The 15,500-nt window shown below is 59.5% G+C and carries 8 protein-coding genes; all 8 read left to right on the top strand.

What is annotated here, in order from left to right; genetic code table 11:
- The first annotated feature begins 19 nt into the window (after nucleotides 1-19).
- The 8 genes from htpG (at nucleotide 20) to ACESWY_RS00105 (ending at nucleotide 15,207) form a co-directional block, all read left to right on the top strand.
- Nucleotides 20-2,044 (top strand): molecular chaperone HtpG, encoded by a 2,025-nt coding sequence (gene htpG, locus ACESWY_RS00140; protein ID WP_373092910.1) that lies wholly within the window; start codon nucleotides 20-22, stop codon nucleotides 2,042-2,044.
- Nucleotides 2,045-2,536: 492 nt separating this feature from the next.
- Nucleotides 2,537-5,302: a YhgE/Pip family protein gene (locus tag ACESWY_RS00135; RefSeq protein WP_373092912.1), complete on the top strand. Its 2,766-nt coding sequence runs from the start codon at nucleotides 2,537-2,539 to the stop codon at nucleotides 5,300-5,302.
- Nucleotides 5,303-7,492 (top strand): YhgE/Pip family protein, encoded by a 2,190-nt coding sequence (locus ACESWY_RS00130; RefSeq protein ID WP_373092915.1) that lies wholly within the window; start codon nucleotides 5,303-5,305, stop codon nucleotides 7,490-7,492.
- A 200-nt stretch (nucleotides 7,493-7,692) separates the two neighbouring features.
- The gene (locus tag ACESWY_RS00125) at nucleotides 7,693-8,676 is read left to right on the top strand and encodes a DMT family transporter (RefSeq protein WP_373092917.1); all 984 of its coding nucleotides are present in this window, start codon (nucleotides 7,693-7,695) and stop codon (nucleotides 8,674-8,676) included.
- Nucleotides 8,677-8,791: 115 nt separating this feature from the next.
- Nucleotides 8,792-10,087, top strand: coding sequence for a M20 family metallopeptidase (locus tag ACESWY_RS00120; RefSeq protein WP_349109734.1), 1,296 nt, complete (start codon nucleotides 8,792-8,794; stop codon nucleotides 10,085-10,087).
- A 123-nt stretch (nucleotides 10,088-10,210) separates the two neighbouring features.
- Complete coding sequence (locus ACESWY_RS00115; RefSeq protein ID WP_373092921.1) at nucleotides 10,211-10,660, top strand: MFS transporter; 450 nt, start codon at nucleotides 10,211-10,213, stop codon at nucleotides 10,658-10,660.
- 162 nt (nucleotides 10,661-10,822) lie between these two features.
- On the top strand, nucleotides 10,823-12,136 hold the full coding sequence (gene hisS / locus ACESWY_RS00110; RefSeq protein ID WP_117640032.1) for a histidine--tRNA ligase: 1,314 nt from the start codon (nucleotides 10,823-10,825) through the stop codon (nucleotides 12,134-12,136).
- A gap of 257 nt (nucleotides 12,137-12,393) precedes the next feature.
- On the top strand, nucleotides 12,394-15,207 hold the full coding sequence (locus ACESWY_RS00105; RefSeq protein WP_369832481.1) for a phosphoenolpyruvate carboxylase: 2,814 nt from the start codon (nucleotides 12,394-12,396) through the stop codon (nucleotides 15,205-15,207).
- The last annotated feature ends 293 nt before the right edge of the window (nucleotides 15,208-15,500 follow it).

Here is a 15,500-nt window from a genome sequence, read left to right as displayed (position 1 = left end):
TAGCGCGAAAGGACTGCACATGCGTCAATTTAAGACCGAGAGCAAAAAACTGCTCGACCTCATGATCAACTCCATCTACACCAATAAAGAAATCTTCCTGCGCGAGCTTATCTCTAACGCGAGCGACGCCGTCGACAAGCTCAACTTTAAGAGCCTGCAGGACCCGAGCGTCAAGATCGACCAGGGCGACCTGGCCATTCGCGTCTCCTTTGATAAAGACGCCCGCACCATTACCATCTCGGATAACGGCATTGGCATGACCGCCGAGGAGCTCGAGCGCAATCTGGGCACCATCGCCCATTCCGGCTCCGAGGAGTTTAAGACCGAGAACGCCGAGCAGCAGGGTTCGGATGTCGACATCATCGGCCAGTTTGGCGTGGGCTTCTACTCGGCTTTTATGGTCGCCAGCCATGTGAAGGTCGTCAGCCGCGCCTACGGCGCGGATGTCGCCCATGTGTGGGAATCCGACGGTCTTGAGGGCTACACCATCGAGGACGGCGAGCGTGCCGAGCACGGTACCGATGTCATCCTGACGCTGCGCGAGAACGAGAAGCTCGATGCCGACGGCGAGGCCGAGACCTACGATCGCTTCCTGACCGAGTGGGGCCTCAAGAGCCTAATTCAGCAGTACAGTAACTATGTGCGTTACCCGATCCAGATGATGGTGTCCAAGAGCCGCCAGAAGCCCAAGCCCGAGGATGCTGGCGATGACTACACGCCCGAGTACGAGGACTACCAGGAGCTCGAGACCGTCAACTCCATGACGCCGATCTGGAAAAAGCGCAGCTCCGATGTCGAGCAGAAGGACTACGACGAGTTCTACAAGTCCACGTTCCACGACTTTGACGATCCTGCGCGCACCATCAGCTTCCATGCCGAGGGCACGCTCGAGTATGACGCCCTGCTGTTTGTGCCGGGCCGCGCGCCGTTCGATCTGTACAGCAAGGATTACGAGAAGGGTCTGGCGCTCTACAGCTCCAATGTCCTGATCATGGAGAAGTGCGACGACCTGCTGCCCGACTACTACAACTTTGTCCGCGGCGTCGTGGATTCCGCCGACGTGTCGCTCAACATCTCGCGTGAGACGCTGCAGCAGAACCGTCAGCTCAAGGCCATCGCCAAGCGTGTGGAAAAGAAGATCACCGCTGACCTTGAGGATATGCGTGACAACGACCGCGAGGCCTACGAGAAGTTCTTTGAGAACTTTGGCCGCGGCCTTAAGTACGGCATCTACTCGAGCTATGGCATGAAGGCCGATGAGCTCGCCGACCTGTTGCTGTTCTGGTCTGCCAAGGAACAGAAGATGATTACACTGGCCGAGTATGCCAAGGGCATGCCCGAGGATCAGAAGGCCATCTACTACGCCGCCGGCGATTCGCGCGAGCGCTTGGCCAAGATGCCCGTGGTAAAGGGCGTGCTCGACCGCGGCTATGACGTGCTGCTTCTGACGCAGGACGTGGATGAGTTTACCTTCCAGGCCATGCGTGAGTACGTTGCCGCCGATATGCCCAAGATCTACGAGGACGATGCTGCCCGCGAGGCTGCCGAGAAGGCTGTGGCCGACGGTGCCGAGCCCGAGGTCGAGGATCGTCATCTGGAGCTCAAGAACGTCGCGACCGGTGATCTTGACCTGGCGACCGAGGATGAGAAGAAGGAGGCCGAGGACGCCACCAAGGAGAACGAGGACCTCTTTAGCGCTATGAAAGAGGCACTCGGTGACAAGGTCGAGAAAGTTGCCGTCTCCGCGCGCCTGACCGATGCCCCCGCTTGCATCACCACCGAGGGTCCGCTTTCGCTTGAGATGGAGAAGGTACTCCAGAAGGGACCCGAGGGCGCGCCCGACGGCATGCCCAAGAGCCAGCGCGTGCTCGAGCTCAACGCCAAGCACCCGGTCTTTGACAAGCTTGTCGCTGCCCAGAAGGCAGGCGACGCCGACAAGATCAAGCAGTACTCTGGTCTGCTCTACGATCAGGCCCTGCTGGTCGAGGGTATCCTCCCCGAGGACCCCGTTGCCTTCGCGGCGGCTGTTTGCAACTTGATGTAGTTAGGTAGTTACGCGGTTTTACCAAACCGCGTAACGGCTCGACGCTGCCCTCAGTTCCGCCGTTCTAACGAACGGCGGACCAGTCGACGCTGCGCGGGCGCCAGAGCGACAACTTGTCATTCAAAGAGGACGGCATGACCAGAAGGTCTATGCCGTCCTCTTTTCATGCCAATTTGTTCGCTCTGGCGCCCGCTCGCTGGCATTGCTAAAACATCGATGTTACCGTGGTCCAAACTAGTCGTTGGGGGCGTTCTTGTTTGACCAGTCGTTTAAGAACGTCCCCGATGACTATTTGAATTGCTAATTTGTGCGGGTTGTGGTTTTGTGACCTGCTGAAATTAAAGATACTGTACAACTGTACGTTAACTTATCTTCGTAGTATATTGCTACCCGCAAAACTCAGCACCATTGTGCCGTGAGACACTAAAGCGCCTACGTACAATGGTTGTCGATAGTACGATTCGATTCAACGACAGGATGGATGGTCCAAGCGTGAGTCTCGGCAGCAAACTATCCAACGCAAAGGTCTCCTTTGCGATCTTTAAGCGCGACATTAAGCGATTGCTTATGAACCCCGTCGCCTTGGTGGTTACCCTGGGCGTGTGTGTCATTCCCTCGCTATATGCCTGGTACAACATCGTGGCAAACTGGGATCCGTACGGAAACACCCAGGGCATCAAGATTGCCATCGCCAACAATGACCAAGGAACTCAAAACGACCTGGTGGGCGAGCTCAATGCGGGCGACAAGGTTGTCGACCAGCTCAAAGAGAACGATCAGCTGGGCTGGACCTTCGTCGATTCGGCCGCCGATGCCAAAGAGGGCGTCGAGAGCGGTGAATATTACGCTGCCATCGTGATCCCCAAGAACTTCTCTGACAATCTTGTCTCAATGCTCGACGGCAACTACCATCAGCCCAAGCTTACGTACTACGTCAATGAGAAGAAGAGCGCTATTGCGCCCAAGGTCACCGACACTGGCGCCAATACCATCGAGGAGCAGATCAACTCGGAATTTGTCTCTACGGTGGGCGAGACTGTTGCCGGAATCGCGAAAGATGCCGGAGTCGATTTAAAGGACAAAGCGACCCAGACCCAGGATTCGCTGGCTGGTTCGGTGTCCGAAGCGTCTGATACCCTGGGCGAAGTACGCGATTCCATCGGCGATATGAACACCGCCATCGACAAGACAAGCAGCTCGATTGCTTCGGCCGATGCTGCGTTGGCGGGCCTGCAGGGACAGGCGCCTTCGCTAACGCAGGCAATCGCTCAGGGCAATGACCTGCTGGGCGAAGCTCGCACCACGGCTGGCAAGTCCATCACCTCGCTCTCCAAGGCACTTTCGGAGGGCAGCCTTGCACTCACCAAGACGTCAGCCTCCGCGAACGCTGCGATTGGCAAGCTGACGGGTACGGTCACATCTACGACCACCCGCATCGACAACTCGCTCGAGTCTCTCCAAGCGACGATCGATCACAATAAGGCCGTTATCGGGCACTTGGAGATTCTCGTCAATGACACGTCGACAGGTTCCGAGGAAATTGACGCGCGCATTGTATCGACCATCGATTCGCTTCGCGAGCAAAACCAGAAGCTGCAGAGCATCAAGGATGGCCTATCTGCACAGTCGAGCGCCATGGCAAACGACGCTACGGCAATCTCGAACGCGAGCAACGCACTCAACGCGGCAATTCAGACCGGTACGGCTAACCTTGGTCAGGCTCAGACCGATCTGGGGCAGAACGCGCTGCCGAAGGCTTCGAGCGCGCTGGACTCCTTTGCCGCCGTTTCGGGCGATTTGACCGGCATTGTGTCGGGTATGACCCCCACGATTGCGAGCGCGCGTGGCACGCTGGCCCAACTCGATGCGACGCTCAAGCAGGCCAAGACCACGCTGGCCCAGACCGATTCCTCGCTTGCCAAGGTCCAGGACAAGCTTGCAACCGCCGCCAACGACATCGCGGCCCTGCAGACTTCCGAGTCCATGGGCGAGCTGGCTGATCTGATGGGCGTCGATGTCAATGACGTCGCAGATTTCATGGCATCTCCGGTTGAGCTCACGTCTAAGTCGATCTATCCGGTCAAGAGCTTCGGCTCGGGCATTGCTCCTTTCTACACCAATCTGGCGCTGTGGGTGGGCGGCTATGTGCTCATCGCCATCTACAAGCTCGAGGTCGACCGCGAAGGCATCGGCAGCTTTACCGCGCGTCAGGGCTACTTTGGTCGCTGGCTGCTGATGGTGATCCTGGGCGCTTTGCAGGCCATCATCGTTACGGTGGGCGATCTGGTCATTGGCGTGCAGTGCGTCAACCCGCTCCTATTTGTGCTGGGTGGTATCGCCATCTCGTTTACGTACGTCAACATCATTTACGCGCTGTCCACTACGTTTAAGCACATCGGCAAGGCAATCGGCGTCATTCTGGTTATCGTGCAGATTCCGGGTTCATCGGGTATGTACCCCATCGAGATGATGCCCGGCTTCTTCCAGTGGCTGCATCCGCTGCTGCCCTTTACCTACGGCATCAATCTGCTGCGTGAGACGGTCGGCGGCATGTACTCGTTCAACTACCTGTTTAACCTGTGCATTCTGGGGGTGTTCTTGATCGTGGCGCTCTTTATCGGCCTGCAACTGCGTCCGCTGCTGCTCAACCTCAACCTGCTCTTCGATAAGCAGCTTTCCACGACGGGTCTGATGATCTGCGAGTCCAATGACCTGCCGCGCCAGCGCTACTCGCTGCGCACGGCCATGCGTGTCATGCTCGATTCCGATTCGTACCGTCGCGAACTGCTCGATCATGCGGTCGCCTTTGAACATCGCTACCCGTACTACATCAAGGGCGGTTTCGCCGCTGTAGTCGGCGTGCAGGTGCTGCTCTTCGTTCTGTCGACGGTTCTCGATATCGACAACAATGGCAAGATCATTCTGCTGGTCATCTGGATTATCTCGGTCATTGCCATCTGCGGCTGGCTCATCAACATCGAGTACATCCGCGCAAGCCTCAACACCCAGATGCGCATCTCGGCGCTTTCGGATGAGGACCTGCGCCGCGAGATGCGCGAGCACACGGCCGCCATTCCGGCCGCTCGTCACATGTTCGGCTTGAATGCGAGCGAGCGGGGGTCTGAACCCAAGACTCAGATTGTCAGCCAATGCGGTCATCGCGATGCGGTCCATGTGCCCGAGAACGGGGATGACACGTTTGTGATGAATGAAAAGAACGCCCCGCTCGGCAAGCACTCCAAAGGAGGTGAGGCATAAATGAAGAACATCCTGCATCTGTTTAAGCGCGATGTCCAAAACGTGTCTCGCTCCGTAATCGGCTTGGTTGTCGTGATGGGCCTCGTTATCGTACCGTGCCTGTACGCGTGGTTTAATATCGCCGGCAGCTGGGATCCGTACGGCAACACCGGCAATCTTAAGATCGCCGTGGTCAACACCGATGAGGGTTACGAGAGCGATCTGATCCCCGTCGAGGTTAACGTGGGCGAAAACGTGACCGCTACCCTGCGCGGCAACGAGAGCTTCGATTGGGTTGTACTCAACAATCGAGAAAAGGCCATCGAGGGCGTCAAATCGGGCGCATACTATGCGGCTGTCGTTATTCCCAAGACGTTTAGTGCCGATATGATGACGCTCTTCTCGACCGATGTGAAGCATGCCGATATCGAGTTCTACGAGAACCAGAAGGCCAACGCTATCGCACAGATCGTGACCGAGAAAGGGTCGAGCGCCGTCCAGAGCCAGGTTAACGAAACCTTTACCGAGACCATCACGACCATCGGTCTTAAAACCGTGTCCAGCCTGCTCGATTACATGAGCACCGACCAAGTGAGCAACTTTATCGCCAACCTGTCCTCGACGCTGGGCGATTCGGTCCAGGACCTGCAAGACGTTCAGGCCAGCGCAACGTCGCTGGCGGGCATTTTGAGTTCCACGTCCGATTCGCTGACGTCGGCGGGCGGTATGCTCAAGCAGACGGGCACGGTCGATGAGTCGACTAAGCAGCTGATGGAGCATGCCAAGAGCGGTATCGATGATTCCAAAGAAGCGCTTAAGGCGGCAAACGATGCCATCGATGCCGCGATCGATGGAAGTGCGGGTTCGTTCGACAATGTGTCTGCCGAGCTCGCGAAGGCGTTCGATGCCGCGAACCAGCATGTCGACCTTACGGTGTCCCAACTCAACGATGCCGCTGCGGCCCTCAATGCGCGCGCCAAGGATATCGATGCGATGGCCGATCAGCTCCGCAGCTTTGCCGACCAGGTGAGGGATGAGAATTTGAAGGACGGCCTCAAGTCCGCTGCGACGTCGCTGGGCAGAATCGCCGTTGAGTACCGCAATAATGAGAAGGACCTGAAGGCGACCGCGAAGTCTCTCTCCGACAGCATGGCCGAGGTCAACAGCTCGCGTGCCGAGGTCGATCAGGCAATCGCGGATGCCAAGGCTGGTATCTCGGGCGCCAAGTCCGACTACGATTCCACGTTTTCGGTTAAGGCCAAGGAGCTCAAGAAGACCGTCTCGGGGGTTCTGGATTCACTGAATGGTATTTCAAGCGATCTGGATAGCGCCGTTGCAGGACTGACCGATGCGTCCGGCTCGCTGGCAAAGGGTCTGTCCAAAGCCGCAAAGCTGGTCAACAAGGCTTCCGATCAGTTGGGTGAGGCATCGGACAAGATCAGCGCGTTTAAGGACGAGCTTGACGGTGCCCTTATGTCGGACGATCTGGCCACGATCAAGACGATGATCGGCAACGACCCCGAGGGTTTGGCCGCGTCGCTTTCCGGCCCCGTCGCACTCGACCGTAAGCCGGTCTATCCGATTCGCAATTACGGCTCTGCCATGGCGCCGTTCTACACGATTCTGTCGCTCTGGGTCGGTTCGATCGTGCTGGCGGCCATGATGAAGGTGTCGGTTGACGATGAGCTCATCAACGAGCTCATCCCTGTGCGCCTGCACGAGATCTACCTGGGCCGTTACCTGTTCTTTGGCGGTCTGGCACTGCTGCAGGCAACGCTCGTGTGCGCGGGCGACATCCTGTTCTTTGGCATCCAGTGCGACAACCCGCTGCAATTTGTGCTGGCGGGCTGGATCGCGAGTCTTGTGTTCTCCAATATCGTCTATACGCTTACGGTTTCGTTTGGCGATATCGGCAAGGCGCTTGCCGTCGTGCTGCTGGTCATGCAGGTCGGCGGTTCGGGCGGTACGTTCCCCATCGAGATGACCGGTCCCGTGTTCCAGGCGATCTATCCGTTCCTGCCGTTTACCCACGGCATCAACGCCATGCACGCCGCCATGGCCGGTGCCTACCATATGGAGTACTGGATTGAGCTGGGCATTCTGGCGAGTTATCTGATTCCGTCGCTGGCGCTGGGCGTGGTCTTCCGCCGTCCGGTCATCAAAGCCAACGACTGGATTATCGAAAAGCTTGAATCAACCAAATTGATTTAGCGCGGCAATGTGGCGTTGCCGGAACATCGAGGCTTTCCTGCTCGATACTTTAGCGGGCTGGATTGCGGTGCAGCGCTGGTTGTTGCTACAGTAGCGGGGCGTACCGGGGGTCCGGTGCGCCCTGTTTTTATTTGACCATGAGGCGGCACGCAGCCATACGCGTGCGGACACCACGCCCAGATTGAGTGCGAGGATGTTCCATGGCCCAATACGCTGCCAACGAAATCGAAAACATGCCTGATGGCCCTGTGGCCCGTGAGGATTTGGGCGCGGGCGGTATTCCCCGGGGCGCCGGCGCTCGCTCGCCGCTGTTCTGGAAAGTTCTGCTGCTTTCGGTGGCGATTATCTGGGGCTACTCCTTTACCACTATGAAGGACGCGCTCGGCACCATTCCGGTGTTTGAACTGCTCTACGTGCGCTTTCTGCCTGCGGCGTTGGTCATGTTTGTCATCTTCCACAAGCGCATCATCGCGCACCTCAACGCCCGCAACCTGATCGTCGGACTTGGCATGGGCGCACTTATGTGGGCCGCCTACGCCCTGCAGACAGTCGGTCTGGCTCAGACCACGGCGGGCAAGAACGCGTTTTTGACGGGTACGTACTGCATCCTCGTGCCCTTTGCGAGCTATTTCCTGAGCGGCGAAAAGCTCACGCGTTACAACTTGGGTGCCGCATTGCTCTGTCTGGCGGGCATTGGCCTGGTGGCGCTCGATAGCGTCGAGTTCAACATCGGTGATGCCATTACGCTGGGCGGCGCGGTCTTCTTTGCCATCCAGATGTCGGTGACCGCCAAGTACGGCCGCAAGATGGACATCAACGTCATCACGTTTTGGATGTTTGTGGGCAATGGCGTCTTGAGCCTTATCTCGTCGTTGTTGTTCGAGACCCAAGCTCCTGCGTCCGTGTGGACGCCGAGCTTTATCGGCGTGATGGCCTTTCTCTCGGCGGGCTGCACGTGCGTGGCGCTGCTCATCCAAAACGTTGGATTGGCGCACGTCCCAGCCTCGACGGGCTCGCTGCTCCTTTCGATGGAGTCGCCTTCGGGTGTGCTGTTCTCGGTGCTGCTGATGGGGGAGGCGCTCACCTCGCGCCTGCTCGCCGGCTTCGCGCTCATCTTTCTTTCGATTATCTTGAGCGAGACGCATTTCGATTTTTTGCGTCGAAAGCCGCGTCCGCAATTGTAAACAATTTGTTGCGCCGCCTCCCGGGGCGGCATTTTTTATGCGTCGCCCTTAAAGTAGTACCTTGCACTTTACGCTATCAAAGTGCTTGCTGCAAAAACGTTACTGGAGGGCATCTATGGCACCAGCACTGTCCGATCTTCAACCGCAATCAGCGCCCAAGGCCACCGCGGCGGCGCAGACCGCTATCGGCGACGGTCTTGTTGCAGAAGCTCAGGCTTTTGCAGACGAGCTCGCTGCGTGGCGACACGATTTACATCAGATGCCCGAGCTGGGTAATAGCCTCCCGCAGACCTCTACGTATATCCAAGCGCGCCTGACCGAGATGGACATCCCATTTGCTACGCTCGTCGATGGTTCCTGCGTTGTGGGCCTTGTCGGCGCCGGTGCCGCCGCGGCCCAAGGCAATGGCATCTGCACGAATGAGCAGGCCGGTACGGTCATCATGCTGCGTGGCGACATGGACGCCCTGCCCGTTGCCGAGGAATCCGGCGAGCCCTTTGCATCCACCAACGGCTGCATGCACGCTTGCGGTCACGATATGCACGCGACGGCGCTGCTTGGTGCGGCTCGTATGCTCAAAGCGCGCGAGGCAGAGCTTGTTGATGCCAACGCTACGGTCAAGTTGCTGTTCCAGCCGGGCGAGGAAACCTTTGAGGGTGCCCGCGCCGCCATCGCCGACGGTCTGCTGCAGAACCCGCGTCCTCAGGTCGCCTTTGCCATGCATGTCAATAGCCAGTCGCCGCTCGGCCTGGTGCTCTACGGCAGCCCGGCGCTCTCGGGCGTGTACGGTTTTCGTATCACGCTTCAGGGCAAGGGCGGCCATGGCTCGAGCCCCGAGATTTGCATCGACCCCATCACGGCCGGCGTGCATGTGCATCTGGCGCTCCAGGAGCTTATCGCTCGCGAAGTGCCGGCGGCCAAGGAGGTCGCACTGACCGTGGGTAAGTTTGCCGGTGGCCAAGCGGCCAACGTCATCCCAGATACCTGCGTGCTCGAAGGCACGCTGCGCGGCTTTGACGTCGAGCTCATGGAGCACCTCAAGACCCGCATCGCGGAGGTCGTAAACGGCGTTGCCACAACATATCGTACGTCGGCGACCATCGAGACGCTTTCGGATGTTCCGCCGCTTGTACTCGACAGCGATATGACTCAGGTGTCGCTTGGCTACGTGGGCGCAGTGCTGCCCAAGGCGGCTTTCTTGCCGCTTTTCCATGCCATGGCGAGTGAGGACTTCGCGCTTATCTCGAGCGAGATTCCGAGTGCGTACTTTACCGTGGGCGCGGCCGTAACCGACACGGACGAACACTTTGCCCAGCACCATCCCAAGGCACGTTTTAACGATGCCGAGCTGCCGCTCGGTGCTGCGGCTTATACCGCCGTCGCTTTGGGCTATATCGCCGACCACCGGTAGCACCCAACCTTGCCTTTCAAGCCTGCGGGCATGGCCGTAAGGCCTATGCCCTTGTCTTTCAAGGCAATCTTGGGCACTACCGGCGCCCGGCGCCGGCTATTCGTTTGTTAAATAAGGAGCAGTATGTCCCAGCAGCGTAAGTTCTTCCCCGGCTGGCTCGTGGTGACCTCCGGCTTCGTGATCATGGCCACGTGCTACACGATTTTCGTCAACTGCATGAGCCTGTTCCAGCCGCTGATCGTCAGCGACCTGGGCATTTCCCTTGCGCAGTACAACATCTCCAATGCCATCTCCACCGTGGTGAGCGTCGTGGGTTCGCTCGTTATCGGCCATGTTGCCGATAAAGTGAGTGGCCGCGTATTGGGCTCGCTCACCGTTATCGCTACCTCGGCGGTGCTTGCCGGCATGAGCTTTGTCGGTGAGCTGTGGCAGGTCTACGTGCTCTTTGCCGTCTCGGGCTCCTTTGCGAGCACCTGGATCGTGTGCCTGGCGTGCTCCGTGGTCATGCTCGTGTTCCTGCTGGCATCCGAGCCCATCGCCGCCAAGCTGCGCGCGAGCGTGGCGGGGGAGTAGGTAGGCCAAAGCGCATCGCCGCTTGTCCGCTTCGTCCGCGGCGGCGCGTCTGGCCGAACGAGTCCCCATACCCTCGTTCGGTCAGGCGCGCCGCCGCGTTGCTGCTTTGTGCCGTATAATGTCCACTACCTATGACGCGATACAAAAGAAAGGTGTTTGCCCATGCAGGCACAGAAGGCGGAGGGAACCCGCGACCTTATCGGCGCCGAGATGCGCGCCTGGCAAAAGATGCAGCAGATTGCGGCCGGCGTGTTCGAGCCGTTTGGTTTTAAACCCATCGAGACGCCCGCGATCGAGCAGGTTGACGTGTTTGTCCACGGTATCGGCCAGTCGACCGACGTCGTGCGCAAGGAAATGTTCCGCGTGTTCAGCGGTGCCAACCTGGAGCGCGTCTTTACCGAGGGCACCGACACCAAACTCAAGCCCAAGCAGCGCCTGGCACTTCGCCCCGAGGGCACGGCCGGCGTGGTGCGCGCCGTCGTCGAGAACAATCTGGTGCCCCAGGGCTCCACGCCGTTTAAGGCTTACTACGCCGAGGCCATGTTCCGCGGCGAGCGTCCCCAGAAGGGCCGCCTGCGCCAGTTCCACCAGGTGGGCATCGAGTGGCTCGGCGCTCCCGATCCGGCGGCAGACGCCGAGTGCATCATCATGCTCATGGAGTTTTACAAGCGCCTGGGCTTCGATCTTTCCAAGCTTCGTCTGCTCATTAACTCGATGGGCGACGCTCAGTGCCGTCCGGCTTACCGCGAGCAAGTCAAGCAGTTTATCCTCGATCACGCAGACGAGATGTGCGATGAGTGCCGCGAGCGCGCCGAGCTCAACCCGCTGCGTGCCTTTGACTGCAAGAACGACCACTGCCGCGAGATCATGGCCGAGGCTCCGCTGATGGGTGACAACCTGTGCGATGAGTGCCGCGAGCACTACGAGCAGGTCAAGCGCTATCTGGATGCCGCCGGTATCGAGTATGTCGAGGATCCCACCTTGGTGCGCGGCCTGGACTACTACACCCGTACTGTCTTTGAGGTCGAGGCCCCTGGCGCCGGCGTCGGCTCCATCGGCGGCGGCGGCCGCTACGATGGCCTGGTCGAGCTCGAGGGTGGCAAGCCCACGGCGGGCGTCGGCTTTGCTGTCGGTTTTGAGCGCGCCCTGCTGGCCCTGCAGGCCTTTGGCAGCGATTTGGGTGCCGATGAGGCCCCGTGCGTCTATGTCGCCAACGCCGGCAAGGAGCTGCGTCAGAACGTCTTTGCCATTACGCAGGAGCTTCGCGCCGCAGGTATCGTGACCGAGGCCGACTATCAGGGTCGTTCGCTCAAGGCCCAGTTTAAGCAAGCCGATAAGGTAGGCGCCAAGCTCATCTTGGTCCTGGGTGGCGACGAGCTTGCCGCCGGCAAGGTCAAAGTGCGCGACATGCAGAGCCATGACGAGGTGCTCGCCGATCTGGACAACGTCGTCGAGGCGGTTCGCGAGCGCCTGTAGCGCATCTTTTTGAGCTTCGGGCCTGCTAACGTGCCCTGCTCATGGAGAGCGATTGTTACGGGGGTGTTTCGCTTTTATGCGGAATGCCCCCGTTTACGTATGCCGCCCACCGAGAAATACGACCATTTAGGGCAAAAACCTTTGCAATGCAGAAAATACTTTTGTGTGGTAAAGCGCAATCAGTGTCGAAAGTATTTCTCAAGCGCCTATAATGAATACCGCATGTTACGTGCATAGAAGGAGGAATGGGAGGAAACGTGGCTGAGAACCTAAGCAACCAGTCTGTACCCGAAGCCGCGGCGCGCGTCGCTGCCGTGGTCAACCGCCTCGTTAACCGAATCGGCTCGAATGCCGAGTCCAGGGAGCGTCTCGCCGAGATCGAGATCCCCGAGGAGCTGCGCGACAATCTGGCGCTGTTCTTGCGCCTGGAGCGCCGTGTGCTTAGCGAGTATGATCCCGAGATCGCGGACCTGTTCGACAAGATTTTGACAGCCGAGATTGTGGTCAATGCCGGCAACCCCGGTACCTGCGCTGCCGACGAAGCCGTCGACGAGCAGGGCGTGCCCACCGCCGACGAGCCCACTGCCGTGGCATTTCGTGAGGTCGTCGATTTGATCGACAGCCTGCCGCTCGATAAGCAGCAGGTCATCGTTCGCGCCTTTACGAGCTTTTTCCATCTGGCAAACCTGTCGGAGGAGAACTACCGTGTGGCGCAGCTGCGCGAGCGCGAGGCCGGTGCGTCGACCGATACCGAGGTCGATCCTGCCAACGAGCTTACCGTTGCCTATCACCAGCTGGTGAATGAGCTGGGTGTCGAGGGTGCCAACGAGCTGCTCGACAAGCTCGAGTTCCACCCTGTCTTTACCGCACATCCCACCGAGGCCCGTCGTAAGGCCGTCGAGGGCAAGATCCGCCGTATCTCCAACCTGCTGGAGGAGCGTCCGCGTCTGGGCGGCTCCGACCTGGTGGAGAACGAGCGCCATATGCTGCAGGAGATCGACGCCCTGGTGCGTACGAGTCCCATCGCGCTCAAGAAGCCCACGCCGGTCGAGGAAGCCGATACCATCATCGACATCTTCGATAACACGCTGTTCGACGTTATCCCCGTTATCTATCGTCGTTTTGACGATTGGGTGCTGGGCGACAAGGCCGGTACTGTGCCGCCGCTGTGCCCGGCGTTCTTCCATCCCGGCAGCTGGATCGGTTCCGACCGCGACGGTAACCCCAACGTCACCGCCAAGGTGAGCCGTGAGGTCGCCGCCAAGTACTTTACGCACATGGTGCTCAAGCTCGAGGACAAGTGCCGCCACATCGGCCGCAACCTCACGCTCGAAGCCACCTACAGCAAGCCGTCTGCCGAGCTCATCAACCTGTGGAACCATCAGGTCGAGATGAGCCCTCGTTACACGGCCCGCGCCGAGCTGATCTCCGAGCACGAGCCTCATCGCGCCGTCATGCTCGTCATGGCCGACCGCCTGAACGCCACCGTGCGTCGCATCACCGACACCATGTACCACAGCGCCGACGAGTTCCTGGATGACCTGCGCGTCGTCCAGCGTTCGCTTGCTGCCTGCGGTGCCGTCCGTGCCGCCTACGGTCCGGTCCAGACCATCATCTGGCAGGTCGAGTCCTTCGGCTTCCATATGGTCGAGATGGAGTTCCGTCAGCACTCCGTGGTGCACGCCCGCGCCCTCAAGGATATCCACGAGAACGGTATCCATGGTGACCTGCAGCCCATGACGCGCGAGGTCATTGACACCTTCCGTGCCATCGGTTCCATCCAAAAGCGCTACGGCAAGAAGATGGCGCACCGCTACATCATCTCGTTTACCAAGAGTGCCCAGCATGTGGCCGACGTCTTTGAGCTGGCCCACCTGTCCTTCGCACACGAGGAGGATGTCCCCGAGCTCGACGTGATCCCGTTGTTCGAGCAGCTCGAGGACCTCGAGGGCTGCGTCGACGTGCTCGATCAGATGCTTACGCTGCCCGTGGTGCAAAAGCGCCTTGCCCAGACCAACCGCCGCATGGAGGTCATGCTGGGCTATTCCGACTCTTCCAAGGATGCCGGTCCTACCACGGCCATGCTCGCGCTGCACTCCGCGCAGGAGCGCATCGCCAAGTGGGCAGAGAAGAACGATATCGACCTGGTGCTCATGCACGGTCGCGGCGGTGCCGTGGGCCGTGGCGGCGGCCCGGCCAACAAGGCCGTGCTGGCGCAGCCCAAGGGTTCGGTCAACTGCTTCTTTAAGCTTACCGAGCAGGGCGAAGTCATCTTTGCCCGTTACGGCAACCGCACGCTGGCTCAGCGCCATGTTGAGTCCGTTGCCGCCGCAACGCTTTTGCAGTCGGCCCCGAGTGTCGAGAAGACCAACACCGAGACCACGCAGAAGTTCTGGGATATGGCCGAGAAGCTCAACACTGCAAGCCACGAACGCTATCTGGACCTGCTGAACACCGAGGACTTTACACCGTGGTTCTCGACCGTGACGCCGCTGACCGAGGTCGGTCTGCTGCCGATCGGCTCGCGTCCCGCCAAGCGCGGTCTGGGCGCCAAGTCGCTCGATGACCTGCGTACCATCCCGTGGATCTTCAGCTGGAGCCAGGCGCGCATTAACCTGGCCGCTTGGTACGGTCTGGGCACCGCCTGCGAGCAGCTTGGCGATCTTGACCAGCTCAAGGCTGCCTACCAGGAGTGGCCGTTCTTCCGCACCTTTATCGACAACATCGAGATGTCGATTGCTAAGACCGATCAGCGCATCGCCAAGATGTATCTGCATCTGGGCGACCGCGATGATCTGTCCAAGAAGGTCTTTACCGAGATGCAGCTCACCCGTAAGTGGGTCCTTGCCATCGTCGGTGATGAGTGGCCGCTGCAGCGTCGTCGCGTGCTCGGCTGCGCCGTTCGCGTGCGTAACCCCTACGTCGACGCTCTGTCCATCGCCCAGGTCCGCGCCCTTCGCGAGGTGCGCATGAATCAGGACGAGATGGCCGAGGAGAAGAAGGCCGAGTACATGAGCCTGATTCTTTCGACTGTGACCGGCGTCTCGGCAGGATTGCAGAACACGGGGTAATCGATAGCCCTGTAGTCGTCCGGGCCCGCCATTAGTTTACTTTTAGGCACGTCCTCGGACATGCAAGAAGCCCTCGCTGCGCACTTCGTGCGGCGAGGGCTTTTTGCGTCCTGCGGAGTGTGCCTAAAAGTAGACTAATGGCGGGCCCTGCGATGTCCGGTCTTCGGCGGATTACTGGCTGGGGGAATTAATGGCGCGCTTCGCGCGTTTTGGATGGGGTCTGTCCCGGCGGCGCGTTTGGCGCTTCGCGCCGCGCGCCTTATCGATCGGGATTGAGATGCATGGGGTGCTTC

The sequence above is a fragment of the Collinsella aerofaciens ATCC 25986 genome (genome assembly GCF_964237925.1).
Classification (GTDB): domain Bacteria; phylum Actinomycetota; class Coriobacteriia; order Coriobacteriales; family Coriobacteriaceae; genus Collinsella; species Collinsella aerofaciens_BJ.
The sequence above is the reverse complement of the archived record's forward strand: the minus strand, read 5'-3'. Positions and strand labels throughout refer to the sequence as shown.